The following is a 15811-nucleotide window of genomic DNA, read 5'->3' on the forward strand; positions in this document are numbered from 1 at the left end:
TGATACAATTTATTAGCAAACATACGTTTTAATGAAGAGGAAAAGTAAATGTACGAATTTATGGATGGACAAATTGTCGATATTACGCCGGCATATATCGTGTTACTTGTAAATGGTATTGGGTATTTAATATATACTGCTGATCCGTACAGATTCAATGTTGATCAGAATAAAACGATTCGAGTATACGTTTATCAGTCGGTTAGTGATTCAGCCATTTTGCTTTATGGCTTTTATGAAGCAGATGATAAAAAGCTTTTTGAAAAGCTGATTGCAGTTTCTGGAATTGGGCCTAAAAGTGCTTTGGCAATTTTAGCCGGCAACGACCGTAGTGGTTTAGTTTTGGCCATTAGCAATAAAGATGTCAAATTTTTAACAAAATTTCCGGGAGTCGGCAAAAAAACGGCTCAGCAAATTATTTTGGACCTTCAAGGGAAGGTTGGGGATTTATCGCAGATTGTGCAAGCACGTTCTGGTCAGAGTGCTTCAGAGCAGTCTGATGAGCTTCGGGATGCAATTTCTGCGTTGGAAGCCTTAGGGTATTCCGCCAAACAGATCGATGCAATCAGGTTAGAACTGGGTAAGGATAAAGCACTAACGACCGATGAATATCTAAGTCTTGGACTTAAGTTATTGATGCATTAGGAGGTGTAACTGGTTGGATAAAGATGACCGAATTGTTTCACCGGAAAATGTGAATGGCGATGAGAACAACATTGAAAAAACATTACGTCCACAAACCTTGGGTGACTATATTGGACAAACAGATGTAAAAAATGAATTAAAAGTTTACATCAAGGCGGCTAAGCAACGCGAGGAATCATTAGACCATGTTTTGCTATACGGGCCACCCGGTCTTGGGAAAACAACGCTTGCAATGGTTATTGCGAATGAAATGGGTGTCAATATTCGGACAACGACCGGTCCAGCAATTGATAAACCGGGTGATTTATTATCACTGTTAAATGAATTAAATCCTGGCGATGTTCTATTTATTGATGAAATTCATCGACTTCCAAAGGTAGTCGAGGAAATGCTATATTCAGCGATGGAAGATTTTTTTGTGGATATCATTGTAGGTCAAGGATCAGGTGCACATCCGGTTCACTTTCCACTGCCTCCGTTTACGCTAATTGGCGCAACAACGCAAGCAGGTATGCTTTCAGCACCGTTACGCGATCGCTTTGGAATTGTAGAGCATATGAACTATTACGAAGTGTCGGATCTGGAAGAGATTGTTCAGAGAACTGCCGGTATTTTTCAAATTCCCATTTTAAAATCGGGTGCGCATGAAATTGCACTTAGATCACGAGGGACACCTCGAGTAGCTAATCGTTTGCTAAAGCGTATTCGTGACTTTGCACAAGTTTTTGACAAAGACAATATTGATCTTGAGATTGTTCGATATGCCCTGGAAAAGTTAAAAGTTGATGATTTGGGGCTCGACGCGACTGATATTAAATTATTACGAACAATGATTGATTATTATGATGGCGGTCCGGTTGGTTTAAAAACATTGGCTGCAAACATTGGCGAAGAAACAGATACAATAGCAGAAATGTATGAGCCCTATCTGCTTCAAATTGGTTTAATCAAACGAACAGCACGTGGTAGAAGAGTGACGCCTAAAGGCTATGAACATTTGCATTACCCAAATAATCCTAATAACTTGGTATGAAAGGAATTGGAACCTTGAAAACAACTTACACTTTAGAAGATTTTGATTATAAACTACCTCACGAACTTATTGCACAAACCCCGATTAAAGATCGTGACGAATCGCGCTTGTTGGTTTTGAACAAAGAAACGGGTGATATGCAGGATCGTCGTTTTTATAATATTATTGATTATTTGAATCCTGGGGATGCTTTGGTTATGAATGACTCCAAAGTCATGCCTGCCAGAATTTATGGTGTCAAAAAGGACACCGGTGCCCACATTGAAGTCCTTTTACTTCATAACATTGAAGGGGATCGCTGGGAAACATTGATGAAACCGGCTAAGCGTGCAAAGGTGGGGACAGTTATTGGCTTTGGTGAGGGTCAATTACAGGCAGTAGTAACAAAAGAGCTAGATCATGGTGGCCGAGAAATTGAATTCAAGTATGAAGGAATTTTCATTGAAATTCTTGAAAGACTTGGTGAAACACCCTTACCCCCATATATTAAAGAGAAGTTGGACGATCCTAATCGTTACCAGACCGTTTATGCCAAGGAAATGGGGTCCGCTGCGGCACCAACAGCCGGTCTACATTGGACTAAGGAACTGCTTCAAAAAGTAGCCGATAAGGGTGTTCATTTAGTTTATTTAACACTTCACGTTGGCTTAGGGACATTCCGGCCGGTTGAAGAGGACAATATTGAGGATCATAAAATGCATAGTGAGTTCTACCGTCTTTCGGAGGAAGCCTCAAAAACGTTAAACGACGTCCGGAAAAACGGTGGTAAAATTGTTGCCACTGGGACAACTTCAATTCGAACGCTTGAGACGGTAGGCACTAAATTTAATGGTGAAATCCGACCTGATTCAGGTTGGACTGATATTTTTATCAAGCCGGGATATCAATGGCAAGTAGTTGATTCCTTTATTACCAATTTTCATCTTCCGAAATCGACACTTGTTATGTTAGTGGCATCTTTTACCGGCCGTGAAAACATTTTGAACGCCTATCAACACGCTATTTCTGAAAAATACCGATTCTTTAGTTTCGGCGATGCAATGTATATTCATTAGGAATTCTAGGAGGATTTGTATGCAACCAGCGATCAGTTATCGCTTGATTAAAAAAGAGAAACACACGGGTGCTCGACTGGGTGAAATTACGACACCGCATGGGACATTTAGAACACCTATCTTTATGCCAGTCGGAACTCAAGCAACTGTTAAAACGCTTGCGCCTGAAGAATTAAATGACATGGGAGCCACTATTATTTTAGCCAACACCTATCATCTTTGGTTACGCCCGGGTGAGGATATTGTTAAAGAGGCTGGTGGTCTCCATAAATTTATGAATTGGGACCATGGCATTTTAACCGATTCAGGTGGATTTCAGGTTTTTTCATTAGCTAAAAATCGTGATATCACTGAAAAAGGTGTCACTTTTAAAAATGAAATTAATGGTGCCAGGATGTTTTTATCACCTGAGAAGGCAATTCAAATCGAAAATGATCTTGGCCCTGATATTATGATGAGTTTAGATGAGTGTCCGCCCTTTTTTGAGACATATGATTATGTTAAAAAATCAGTCGAACGGACCAGTCGATGGGCGGAACGCGGATTAAAAGCACATCGAAATCCTGATACTCAAGGACTTTTTGGAATTGTTCAGGGAGCCGGTTTTGAAGATTTACGAAAACAGTCCGCCCAAGATTTGGTTAGTCTTGATTTTCCTGGTTATTCGATTGGCGGACTCTCGGTTGGAGAATCAAAGGCTGAGATGAATCGTATTTTAGAAACGACAACGCCGCTTCTACCTGAAACAAAACCGCGCTATTTAATGGGAGTCGGCGCGACGGATTCTTTAATTGATGGTGTGATACGTGGCATTGATATGTTTGATTGTGTTTTACCAACTAGAATTGCAAGAAATGGGACTGTCATGACCTCTCATGGACGATTAGTTGTAAAAAACGCGCAATATGCTCGCGACTTTCGACCATTGGATGATCAGTGTAATTGTTACACTTGTCGGAATTATTCTCGTGCCTATATTCGCCACTTGATTAAGTCCGGTGAAACATTTGGCTTACGTTTAGCAAGTTATCATAATTTATACTATTTGATTCACTTGATGAAGCGGGTTCAACAAGCCATTATGGATGACGATCTTTTGGACTTACGAGCAGAAGTTTTTGAACAATATGGTTATAATAAAGCAAATGCTAAAAACTTTTAACTATGGACGGTTGACTAGTTATTTGGTAAAGTATTCTTATGGAAAGTGTGGGTGAAAAATATTGAACAGTTCTGTTTACTCAATCTTAATGATTGTTGTTTTATTTGCGTTGATGTATTTTTTAATGATTCGTCCGCAGAAAAAGCAGCAACAAAAGCGTCGGGATCAATTATCAAAGATTAAACCTGGTGATCAAGTTGTGACAATTGGTCGGCTTCATGGGGTAATCGATGAGATTAATGAGGCAGATAAGACCGTTACTCTTGACTGTGATGGTATCTACCTTGTGTTTGATCTGAGTGCTATTGCCCAGGTTAAGCAACCAGCAGTTACTGCACCAGCCGCTTCAGCAACTGCGACTGAATCAGCTAATGCCTCTGGGAACCAGTCTGACGATAAGACTAATGAATCAAATTCAGATCAAACTGATCAAAAGCCGGATAGTTCGGCTGATGATTCTAAGACTGAAGACAAGTAAAGTAAAAGGGTTGGTGGCAGAACAATGTTTTGTGCCAGCCGTTTTTTTCGGAGCACTAAGAACATACGTTTGATGATTGTGGGGAGAAGTTTGAACCGGTGGGGACAATTTTTCGAAAAATTATTCATGTTGATATGGACGCTTTTTATGCGTCCATTGAAGAACACAAAGATCCTAGACTTAAACGAAAACCCTTAATTGTTGCCAAGGATCCAAAGTTAACGGGCGGACGGGGAGTTGTATCTACTGCTAACTATGTTGCGCGGAAATATGGTGTTCATTCTGCGATGAGCGTTCAAAAAGCCCTTGAGTTATGTCCCAAGGCTGTCTTTCGTTTTTCAGGGTTCAAACTCTACAGGGCAGTTTCAGAACAGATTCACCAGATCTTTCATGAATATACGGATATGGTTGAGTACGTTGCTCTTGATGAGGCCTACCTTGATGTTACAAAAAATAAATGTCATTTAGACGATCCAATTCAAATTAGTCGAATGATCCAATCTGAAATTCTACGTCGAACAAAATTAACTTGTTCGGTTGGTATTTCTTATAATAAATTTCTTGCAAAAGAAGCTTCTGACTATGCGAAACCATTTGGACTGACAATTATTCAACACAAGGATGCCCTTGAATTTTTAAAACGGCTACCAATTGAAAAATTTCGTGGTGTCGGTAAAAAGACGATTCCTAAGATGCACCTTTTGAAAATTAACAATGGTGTTGACTTATTGTCATGGTCACAAATGGATTTAATAAATGAATTTGGCAAGTTCGGCTATGTTCTTTACGAACGTGCACGTGGGATTGATGATCGACCAGTTGAATATCAACGGATTCGTAAATCAATCGGTAAGGAAAGGACGTTTGGCCCGGAGATTGATAACCAAAATCAAATAGATGATCATCTCATGCGAATTGCGGAATTGGTTGTTTCAGAAATGAAGAAAAAGAAAAAGCACGGGAAAACGCTGGTTCTCAAAATTAGATATAAAGATTTTTCCACTTTTACAAAACGGGTGACCTTAGATAATTATATAAAAAACGATCCGGATGATTATTTTTCGTTAGCGAGTGATCTGTTAGCTGAAATGCCGGATATTGCAACCGGAGTACGTTTGCTGGGAATTACGCTCACCAACTTAGCAGACCTGACTTATGAAAATATTGTTTTGGATTTGTTCCACTGAGAAATGATGTTTATATGTCTAGCCATTTAGTGTATACTGAAGTGTTCGAGAAAAAAATAAGTTGATAGGATTCGACTGAGGTTAGATGCAGTTTTCAACGACTTTTTAGCTTACTTAATTGATTTTGTCTAACATCGCTCAATCTAACTTAAATATAAGGAGTCTAAGTAATGTCCGTTCAAGAACAAATATTAAATCAAATAAAGCAATATAAAACAATTATTATTCACCGTCATAAACGCCCGGATCCAGATGCAATTGGGTCACAAATGGGACTAGCAGAGATCATTCGAGCTTCTTTTCCTGATAAGCAAGTATTTTGTGCCGGTAAAAACTTTCCCGGTTTTAAATGGTTGGGAACGGCTGACGAAATTTCGGATGATCAATATAAAGACGCCTTGGTAATTGTTGTCGATACAGCCAATCAGCCTCGGGTAGATGATGATCGCTACACAAAAGGAAAGGCGTTAATTAAAATTGATCATCACCCAAATGATGACCAGTTTGGTGATCCGATGTGGGTGGTACCGGAAGCTTCCAGTACTTCAGAGCTCATATTTGACTTCTTTTATATGTTTCGTCCGGAATTAAAACTCTCTGATGAAGGTGCTCGGCTTCTTTATGCAGGCATTGTTGGTGATACAGGACGGTTTATGTATCCCTCTACGTCGTCACACACACTTGAAGTTGCTTCAAAATTGACGACTTATCGCTTTTCAGCAAGTGATGTTAATCAGGCAGAGGATGAAATCGATATGCCACTTGCCCGCTTATCTGCTTATGTTTATGAGAATCTGAAAATACTCAAAAGTGGTGCAGCTTACCTAATTTTATCAAATCAAGTTTTGAAACCGTTTGGACTTGGTGATGAAAGTACGTCTTCCATCGTGCCGTTGCCGGGTCGAATTAAAGAAGTCTTGTCATGGGCAATTTTTGTTCAACAAAAAGAAGGCGATTATCGAATTCGACTTCGCTCAAAGGGTCCAGAAATTAATGAGCTTGCTAAGAAATATGGTGGCGGTGGTCATCCACTTGCAAGCGGTGCAGTGGTTGATAATGATGACCAGATCAAACTTTTTATTCAAGATCTGGATGACTTGGTCAAAAACAGTAAATAGGAGATCTTATGACACAATTTTCAGAGTTTCATTTAAAGCCGTTTATTTTAAATGCATTAGACGACTTAAAATTCACTAAGCCTACACCTGTCCAAGAAAAACTGATTCCGGTTATTTTGCAGCATAGAGACGTTGTTGGCCAATCCGCAACCGGAAGTGGAAAGACACATGCATTTTTGTTGCCAATTTTTAATGATATTGACCGCAAAATTGATGAAGTTCAGGCGGTTATTACAACACCGAGTCGTGAATTGGCATATCAAATTCTTGATGCTGCTAAGCAACTTGCCAAGTTTAGTCCGGATCCAATTTCAATCGGCAGTTACGTTGGCGGAACTGATAAGAAACGACAAGAAGATAAATTAAAAAAAGAACAGCCGCAACTAATTGTTGGCACTCCCGGGAGGGTTTGGGATCTGATCAAAAACGGTGGACTAGATGTTCATACTGCCTCCAAACTTGTCATTGACGAAGCTGATATGACGTTGGATATGGGCTTTTTGGACGTTGTTGATCATATTGCCGCCAGTTTTGGTAAACATGTTCAAATGATGGTTTTTTCGGCAACTATTCCTCAAAAAATAACGGTTTTCCTGAAAAAGTATATGGATAATCCGGTTATTGAAGAAATTCCAGTTTCCTCAATTATTAGTCCAACGATTGATAATTGGTTGATTTCAACTAAGGGACAGGATAAAAACCAGTTGATCTATCACTTATTGACAATTGGTGAGCCGTACTTGGTTTTGATCTTTGCAAATACTCGAAAACGTGTTGAAGAGTTGACGGAATATTTACGGGGACAGGGTCTAAAAGTTGCAATGGTTCATGGTGGTGTGAAGCCTCGTGAGCGAAAGCAAATTATGAAGCGAATTAAAAATTTAGACTTTCAATTCGTTGTAGCAACCGATTTGGCTGCCAGAGGGATTGATATTGAAGGTGTTTCACAAGTGATCAATGATGATATTCCAACTGAAGATCTGGAATTTTTTATTCATCGCGTTGGTCGAACTGGACGTAATGGTATGTCTGGGACTTCAATTACCTTGTATTCTCCCGATGAAGAAAAAGAAGTTGAGGAACTTGAAGGTATGGGCATTCATTTTAAACCCAAAGCGCTGAAAAATCATGAAATTGTTGACACTTATGATCGAAGACGTCGACAAACTCATCGCAAGAAACGGGAAAAACTTGATCCAACAATGATTGGGTTGATTAAGAAAAAGAAGAAAAAAATAAAACCCGGTTATAAACGTCAAATTAAGATGTCAATTTCCCGAAAGGAAGAAATGGATAGACGAGTATCAAAGCGTGAGGAATCTCGGGCAAAACGTAAACAGCGTAAGCAAAGTTCCAAGCGATATAAGTAAAATTCAATTGACATCAATTTCACAAAAAAGTATACTTTTAATGTCTTAAGAATATGCTAAGTATGATTGATTTTCAGAAACGTTTTGGTTGATGAGAAAAACGATTTGATCAATTTGGTGCTCTCTTAACTCACTTACAATTAAACACAAACTCTATTTTTTAGAGATAAAGTGGTTACGATCAAACATCGTTGCAATCAGAGTGGTACCGCGTCAATCGGCGTCTCTGTTAGCAACGGTGTTTTATTTTGTTTAAAGGAGATATTGGGATGAAAACCTTAAGCAGTAGTCAAATCAGACAAATGTTTTTAGACTTTTTTCAAGAAAAGGGTCACGCTATTGAACCCAGTGCATCACTAATTCCGGTTGATGATCCAACGTTACTTTGGATTAACTCCGGGGTTGCTACTATGAAGAAGTATTTTGATGGTTCTGTTGTGCCAAAGAACCCTAGAATGACTAGTTCACAGAAAAGTATCCGAACTAATGATATTGAGAATGTCGGAAAGACACCACGTCATCATACATTATTTGAAATGTTGGGAAACTTTTCAGTTGGTGACTATTTTAAAAAAGAAGCAATTGCTTGGGCGTTCGAGCTTTTAACTTCACCAAAATGGTTTGGCTGGGATAAGGATAAACTTTACATGACTGTTTATCCAAAAGATACGGATGCTAAAAAATACTGGGAAGCGGTTGGTGTTTCTCCTGACCACATTATTGAAATCGAAGATAATTTTTGGGATATTGGCCAGGGGCCTTCCGGTCCGGATTCTGAAATCTTTTATGATCGTGGTGCTGATTTTGATGAACTAGCTCCTGACGATCCTGAAAATTACCCTGGCGGTGAAAATGATAGGTGGCTGGAAGTTTGGAATATTGTTTTCTCCCAATTTAATCACACACCACAGGATACGTACGAACCACTTCCACGTAAGAACATTGATACCGGGATGGGGCTTGAACGTGTTGTCTCAATTTTTCAGCATGCCAGGACCAATTTTGAGACCGATTTATTTTTGCCCATGATCAAGAAGACCGAAGCGTTTAGTGATCATAAAAAATACGGTGTTAATAAGCAAGATGATGTTGCTTTTCGAATCATTGCCGATCATGCCAGAGCAATTACGGTTGCGATTGGTGATGGTGCATTACCTTCAAATGTTGGACGGGGGTATGTTATCCGGCGTTTGATTCGACGGGCAATTGTGAATGGACAACGTCTGGGAATTAACGCCTCTTTTCTTTACAAATTGGCACCAGTTGTTGGTGAAACCCTAAAATCATATTATCCTAAAGTTCTTGAGCAACGTGAATACATTGAAAAGGTTATTAGATCAGAAGAAGATCGATTTAACGAAACCTTAGCAGATGGATTGAAATTACTTCATGACGTCATTGCCGATACCAAAGCTGAATCTAAAAATGAAATTGATGGCCCAACAGCTTTCAAACTTTATGACACTTATGGATTTCCATATGAATTAACCAAAGAGGAAGCTTCAGAAGTTGGCTTAGATGTCGACAGACAAGGGTTTGAAGTTGAGATGCACAAACAAAAGGAACGCGCACGTAATGCACGCAGCGGTGCCAAATCAATGGGTGTTCAGCGAGATCTATTAGTCAAGGTGAAAGAAGACAGTGAATATGTCGGTTATGACACACTTGATGTTAAAGATGCCAAATTAATCGATATCGTTGAAAATGAAAAATTGGTTTCTGAATCAAAGGCGGATACAATTGAAGTCATTTTCGACAAGACACCGTTTTACGCTGAAATGGGCGGTCAGGTTGCTGATCGCGGCGTTATTTTAGATGAAAACGGGGATAAGGTCGCAGACGTGATTGACGTTCAACATGCACCTAATGGTCAAAATATTCATACGATCAAAACTCAAGAGTCGCTTGTAAAGGGACAACAGTATCATTTAGTGGTTGATAAGTTATTCCATAGTCGAGTTGAAAAAAATCACACAGCAACTCATTTACTGGATCAGTCATTAAGAAATGTATTAGGTGGCCATACCCAGCAAGCTGGTTCTTTAGTTGAACCTGGGTATTTACGTTTTGATTTCAATCATTTTGGTCAGGTAACCGATGAAGACCTACAAAAAGTTGAACAAATGGTCAACAAGCAAATTTTTAAAGAAATTGACGTCAAGACAGTTGTGACTGATCCTAAAACTGGTAAAAAAATGGGTGCAATTGCACTATTTAGTGAAAAATATGGTGATAAAGTTCGAGTTGTCAGCATTGGTGATTTTTCGGTTGAATTTTGTGGGGGCACCCACGTTAAAAATACTCGGGACATCGGTTTATTCAAGATAGTTTCCGAATCCGGTGTTGGTGCCGGTATTCGACGAATTGAGGCTGTAACGTCAAAAGATGCATTTAAATTGTTAAACACTCAAGCTAGTGAATTAAAACAAATTTCCGATAGTTTAAAAGTGACGCAGTTAAAAGACGTACCTACTCGAGTTGAACAGTTACAAGATGAAATTAAAAACCTAAAGGCAAAGCAAGATTCTCTTGAAGCCAAACTTGCTGGACAACAGGCTGAATCAGTTTTCAACCATAAGCAAGAAGCTGGACAATCTACCATTATTACAGGTATTATCAAGGATGCAGGAATGGACCAGTTACGTCAATTGACAGACACCTGGAGATCCAAAGGGCTATCGGATGTTTTAGTACTTGGTACCGGAAGCGGTCAAAAGGCAAATCTGGTTGTTGCCGTTTCAGACAACAAGATAAAAGATGGTATTAAAGCGGGAGATTTAATCAAATCAATCGCTTCAAACATTAAGGGTGGCGGTGGTGGCCGCCCTAATATGGCGCAGGCTGGTGGAAAGGATCCATCAGGATTGGACAAGGCGATGAAGGCCGCGATCGAATGGTTGGGTAATAAGTAATTATTACATCAGGATTACATGTCGGTTACATTCGTTCACTTGATTGTAGTTTCATCAATAATCAGTTAAAATTAATACAAATGACCTTACGTCATAGAGGTGAATTGTATGAGTTCGTTAGATAAGACCATGTTTTTTAATTTCAATGAGGATCAGCCAAAAGATGTTCGAGATACGCTCTTGACTGTTTACAAAGCGTTGGAAGAGAAAGGTTACAATCCATATAATCAAATTGTCGGGTATTTGATCTCCGGCGATCCTGCCTACATTCCACGTAACCTGGATGCTCGAAATTTGATTAGAAGACATGAACGTGATGAGATTATTGAAGAGTTGGTTCGGTTCTATCTTGATAACCATCCAAACGATTCAAAAAAGGGTGAACAATGAGATTAATGGGATTAGATGTTGGCTCTAAGACAGTTGGAGTTGCAGTCAGTGATTCATTGGGTTGGACTTCTCAGGGGGTTGAGATCATTCCAATTGACGAAGAAAACGGCGAATTTGGGCTAGAACGAGTTGCCCAGTTGGTTGACAAGTATGAAGTCGATGGATTTGTTGTTGGCTTACCGAAGAATATGAATAATTCTTTAGGGCCAAGGGCAGAAGCTTCCGAACAGTATGGAGACCGATTAGAAAAAAAGTTCAAACTTCCTGTAGATTTTGAAGACGAACGTTTAACAACGGTTGAGGCGCAACGAATGCTTACCGAAGAAGCGGATATTTCACGTAGGAAGCGTAAAAAGGTCATTGATAAGTTAGCTGCAGGATTAATCCTACAGAACTATTTAGACCGCAAAGGAAAATTAACTAGAATATGAGGTATGCAAAATATGGCAGAAGATCCTACACAACAACAAATTACGTTAGTTGATGACAACGGCGAAGAAACACTCTACGACGTTTTATTCACTTTCAAGTCAGAAGATTTCGATCGTTCGTACATCTTGATTTACCCAGCAGGCAAAAAAGATGATGATGAAGTTGAAATCCAGGCATACGCTCTACCTGCAGGTGATGATCCAAGTGATCCACAAGGTGGGGAACTTCAACCTATTTCGACTGACAAAGAATGGGATATGATCGAATCTGTTTTGAATACTTTCTTGGGTAAAGATGGTGACGATCAAGACAGTGCCAACGATAGTGATAATCAGTAATTAAGTATTTGGAAATATCATTGTGATTGAAGGATTGAGTACAAAGATTTTGTCTCAGTCCTTTTTAGTTGAGTATTTTTAGGATGTGATTTAATGTCGAAAGACGAAAAACGACGATTTAAGACAACGATTGGCGGGAAAAATTATACTTTGGTTGGTAAGGGTTCGGATGAACATTTACAAGCCGTTTCGGATCTTTTAAATGAGCAATTGAAAAAGTTGCGTCAATTAATGCCAAATATTTCTGATGAACAGCGATCGATACTGGTAGCATTTAACGCAATTTCCAAACAGTTCGAATTAGAAGAACAACTGACAAAAAGACAGTCCCAAAGCGCTCAATCTCAAGAATCGGAGTGATTGTTGAGTGATACTGAATATGATTATATTACTAATCCTAACGATTGGTTTCCTTACCGGATGGAGAAAGGGATTTGTTGTTGAGGTATTAAATCTGATTGGATTTATTGTTTCAATGACAGTCGGTGTTTTATTTACAGGACCGGTTGCGGCGTTTGTTAATCAATTCATAGATCGATCAGGGGGCAGTAATAGCGCACATTTAATGATCAAATTATTCATTTTTGTTGTGCTATTTTCGCTCGTTTGGCAGGTGATAAGAATACTTCGACGGGTATTAACCCCAGTTACCAAGTTACCGTTAATCAATCAAGCAAATGCAATTTTAGGTGGCGGTATTAATTTGATTACAAAGTATCTGGTGATTTTTGTGATGTTGAATGTTTTGATTCTTTTACCAAGTCAGGAAATTCAAAATCAATATCAACAATCTGCCGTTTCACAATGGATTGTCAGACAAACCCCTGTTTTATCAGAAAAGTTAGCCAATTTTTGGACTTCAAATTCAAATGAGGAAGGTATATGAACGAAAAAGTTTTAGAAACACTAGAATATAACAAAATTAAGGATCAATTGGCCAATTATTTAACGACTGATCGTGGTCGTGAAATTATTGATCAACTTCGTCCAAGTTCAAAATTTGAGGAAGTTGATCATCGCCTTAAAGAAACAGAGGATGGGGCAAATATCGTTCGTTTGCAAGGCGAAATTCCAATTCCCAAATTAACTGAAATCTCTCCTTATATGAAACGTTTAAGAATTGAAAATGCTTCTTTGAGCGGCACAGAACTGTCCCACATTACAAAGCTTTTGAGAGCTGTTAGAACCATTAACGATTTCTTTGACAATTTTCAAGATGAAGATGTTAATCTAACCGTTGTTTCTCAAATTGTGTCGCAATTGACGTTAATGCCGGAAATTACCAAACGAATGGTTCAATCTATTAATGAGGATGGCAGTATTTTGGATACAGCATCTTCGGAACTAAGAACGATTCGCCGAACAATTAATCGAACACAAAATGATATTCGGTCACGGATTGGAAAATATCTCAAGGGGTCGGATTCTAAATATTTAACTGAATCCATTATTACAATGCGAGAAGACAGGTTTGTTTTACCAATTCGTGCAGATTATAAACAACATTTTGGCGGAATTGTTCATGATCAGAGTGCTTCTGGTCAAACGCTCTATGTTGAGCCCAGTAACGTTGTCGAGATGAATAATCAGTTAAGACGGGATCAGCTTGCCGAAAGGGCAGAGGAACGTCGAATATTAGCTGAACTAACAGATCTTATTCGGCCATATCGCTCTGAATTATTAAACAACATGAATTTGGTCGGTCAACTTGATTTTGTAAACGCAAAAGCAAAGTTTGCTCATCAAATTAGGGCAGTGCAGCCGGAAATTTCACGTGATAATGTGGTTAATTTAAGGCAGGCCAGACACCCATTAATTGCTCGAGATAAAGTGGTTGCAAATGATATTCAAATTGGTGATGAATATCGTACCATTATCATTACCGGCCCCAATACCGGCGGTAAAACAATTACACTTAAGACTGTTGGGTTGTTACAGTTAATGGGACAATCAGGATTGTTTATTACTGCTAACGAAGAGAGCCAAATTGGCGTATTTGATGACGTTTTTGCAGATATTGGTGACGATCAATCAATTGAGGCCAATCTAAGTACATTTTCTTCGCATATGGATAACATTATTTCGATTCTAAATGGCATGTCATCCCAAAGCCTGATTCTTTTAGATGAACTGGGAGCCGGCACAGATCCTAAAGAAGGAGCTGCCTTGGCAATGGCAATTATCGATGCCATTCATCAAAGCGGCTGTGAATTGATTGCAACAACCCATTATCCTGAATTAAAGGCCTATGCATATAATCGCTCGGGAATTATCAATGCTTCGATGGAGTTTGATATTGAAACGTTACGACCAACCTATCGTTTCTTGATGGGAATTCCGGGACAAAGTAACGCACTTAACATAGCTAGTAAATTAGGGCTTTCAAAAGGAATAATTGAGAAAGCGCGGGCTTTTACAGATTCTGAAAATCAAGATATTAATAACATGATTGATGAATTGACTGCACAAACCAAGCGGGCGCATGATGAAGCTGATCAACTTGATGAGCAATTGACTGATTCAACTAAACTCCATGATGACCTTCAAAATCAATTTACCCAATATCAGAATCAAAAGGATCATTTACTTGAACAAGCACGCGAACAAGCCAATCAAGTTGTTGAAAAGGCAAAAATCAGTGCTGATAAAATCATTGCCGATCTTCACAAAAAGCAACAGCAAGTTGGTCAAAGCGCCATTAAAGAGAATGAATTAATTGATGCCAAAGGTGCACTAAACCGACTTGAAGTTACCCCTAACCTTAAGAAAAACAAAGTTCTTCGAAAAGAAAAAGCTAAGCATGATTTTCATCCCGGCGATGAAGTATTGGTTAAGTCATATGGGCAACAAGGGACATTGATTCGCCAGGAAAAAAATGGCGCTTGGGAAGTTCAACTCGGAATTTTAAAAATGCAAATTGATGAAAATGACTTGGAAAAAGCTGCACCCGAGAAAAAAGCTAAGCAAAAGTATCAAACCCAGGTTTCACGGACGCGTTCCAGTGGTATGTCGCCGACACTTGATCTAAGAGGCCATCGTTATGAGGAAGCAATGTACGAGCTTGACAGGTATATTGATTCAGCTTTGCTAGCCGGCTACCCATCTGTTACAATTATTCATGGGAAAGGCACAGGCGCGCTTAGAAAAGGTGTCACCGAGTACCTTAGAAGTAATGCCAGAATAAAAAGTTTTGGCTATTCGGCTCCTAATGCTGGGGGAGACGGTTCGACCGTTGTGAAGTTTAAATAGTGTTAAGGATTTTTTTAAAACGACGTACAATTGGTTGCTTTTTACTATAAAATTGTTAGTATAAGACTATTGAAAGATTGGAGTGTTTGGTATGGTAAAAGAAACAACAGATCAAACTTTTGAAAATGATACTGCCAAAGGTGTTACTTTGACTGACTTTTGGGCAACTTGGTGCGGTCCTTGTCGTATGCAGTCACCAGTTGTTGAAGAGCTGGCTGATGAATTGGACAACGTTACTTTTAATAAGATGGATGTTGACAAGAATCCGGATACCCCTTCTAAATTTGGGATTATGAGTATTCCAACACTCCTTATTAAGAAGAATGGTCAGGTTGTCGACACCGTTGTTGGCTATCATCCGAAAGAACAGTTAAAGAAAGTTTTAGCTCAGTATACAGACTAATTTTATCAAAGGAAAAAGGCTGGACAAATTTGAGAACCC

At 39.1% G+C, this 15811-nt stretch carries 16 protein-coding genes; all 16 read left to right on the plus strand.

Features of this window, described 5'->3' with window-relative positions:
• The first annotated feature begins 48 nt into the window (after positions 1-48).
• The 16 genes from ruvA (at position 49) to trxA (ending at position 15772) form a co-directional block, all read left to right on the plus strand.
• Entirely contained in the window at positions 49-645 is a 597-nt protein-coding gene (ruvA, locus tag HMPREF0519_RS04860; protein WP_004561382.1) for a Holliday junction branch migration protein RuvA, read from the plus strand.
• A gap of 13 nt (positions 646-658) precedes the next feature.
• Positions 659-1678: a Holliday junction branch migration DNA helicase RuvB gene (gene ruvB / locus HMPREF0519_RS04865; protein ID WP_003559992.1), complete on the plus strand. Its 1020-nt coding sequence runs from the start codon at positions 659-661 to the stop codon at positions 1676-1678.
• Positions 1675-2733 (plus strand): tRNA preQ1(34) S-adenosylmethionine ribosyltransferase-isomerase QueA, encoded by a 1059-nt coding sequence (gene queA, locus HMPREF0519_RS04870; RefSeq protein WP_004561383.1) that lies wholly within the window; start codon positions 1675-1677, stop codon positions 2731-2733. Before ruvB ends, queA begins: the two co-directional genes overlap by 4 nt.
• A 19-nt stretch (positions 2734-2752) precedes the next feature.
• The gene (gene tgt, locus HMPREF0519_RS04875) at positions 2753-3895 is read left to right on the plus strand and encodes a tRNA guanosine(34) transglycosylase Tgt (RefSeq protein ID WP_003559996.1); all 1143 of its coding nucleotides are present in this window, start codon (positions 2753-2755) and stop codon (positions 3893-3895) included.
• 88 nt (positions 3896-3983) lie between these two features.
• On the plus strand, positions 3984-4373 hold the full coding sequence (gene yajC / locus HMPREF0519_RS04880; protein WP_003559998.1) for a preprotein translocase subunit YajC: 390 nt from the start codon (positions 3984-3986) through the stop codon (positions 4371-4373).
• 98 nt (positions 4374-4471) lie between these two features.
• Entirely contained in the window at positions 4472-5560 is a 1089-nt protein-coding gene (gene dinB, locus HMPREF0519_RS04885; RefSeq protein WP_004561384.1) for a DNA polymerase IV, read from the plus strand.
• Positions 5561-5730: 170 nt separating this feature from the next.
• Positions 5731-6678, plus strand: a complete 948-nt coding sequence (locus tag HMPREF0519_RS04890; RefSeq protein WP_003560002.1) for a DHH family phosphoesterase — start codon at positions 5731-5733, stop codon at positions 6676-6678.
• 8 nt (positions 6679-6686) lie between these two features.
• Positions 6687-8048: a DEAD/DEAH box helicase gene (locus HMPREF0519_RS04895; RefSeq protein WP_004561385.1), complete on the plus strand. Its 1362-nt coding sequence runs from the start codon at positions 6687-6689 to the stop codon at positions 8046-8048.
• A gap of 269 nt (positions 8049-8317) precedes the next feature.
• Complete coding sequence (gene alaS / locus HMPREF0519_RS04900; protein WP_040472714.1) at positions 8318-10960, plus strand: alanine--tRNA ligase; 2643 nt, start codon at positions 8318-8320, stop codon at positions 10958-10960.
• Positions 10961-11068: 108 nt separating this feature from the next.
• Positions 11069-11350 carry an IreB family regulatory phosphoprotein gene (locus HMPREF0519_RS04905; protein WP_003553696.1) on the plus strand — a complete coding sequence of 94 codons (282 nt, stop codon included), beginning with the start codon at positions 11069-11071 and terminating at the stop codon, positions 11348-11350.
• On the plus strand, positions 11347-11781 hold the full coding sequence (ruvX, locus tag HMPREF0519_RS04910) for a Holliday junction resolvase RuvX (RefSeq protein WP_003553698.1): 435 nt from the start codon (positions 11347-11349) through the stop codon (positions 11779-11781). Before HMPREF0519_RS04905 ends, ruvX begins: the two co-directional genes overlap by 4 nt.
• 3 nt (positions 11782-11784) lie before the next feature.
• A complete protein-coding gene (locus tag HMPREF0519_RS04915) occupies positions 11785-12120 on the plus strand; it encodes a DUF1292 domain-containing protein (protein WP_003560009.1) in 336 nt (111 codons plus the stop codon).
• A 93-nt stretch (positions 12121-12213) separates the two neighbouring features.
• Entirely contained in the window at positions 12214-12480 is a 267-nt protein-coding gene (locus tag HMPREF0519_RS04920; RefSeq protein WP_003560011.1) for a cell division protein ZapA, read from the plus strand.
• Positions 12481-12499: 19 nt separating this feature from the next.
• Complete coding sequence (locus tag HMPREF0519_RS04925) at positions 12500-13006, plus strand: CvpA family protein (protein ID WP_003560013.1); 507 nt, start codon at positions 12500-12502, stop codon at positions 13004-13006.
• A complete protein-coding gene (locus HMPREF0519_RS04930) occupies positions 13003-15369 on the plus strand; it encodes an endonuclease MutS2 (protein ID WP_004561387.1) in 2367 nt (788 codons plus the stop codon). Before HMPREF0519_RS04925 ends, HMPREF0519_RS04930 begins: the two co-directional genes overlap by 4 nt.
• 91 nt (positions 15370-15460) lie before the next feature.
• Positions 15461-15772, plus strand: a complete 312-nt coding sequence (gene trxA / locus HMPREF0519_RS04935; protein ID WP_003560017.1) for a thioredoxin — start codon at positions 15461-15463, stop codon at positions 15770-15772.
• Positions 15773-15811 lie beyond the last annotated feature (39 nt).

This window comes from Lentilactobacillus hilgardii DSM 20176 = ATCC 8290, assembly GCF_000159315.1.
GTDB classification, from domain to species: Bacteria; Bacillota; Bacilli; order Lactobacillales; family Lactobacillaceae; genus Lentilactobacillus; species Lentilactobacillus hilgardii.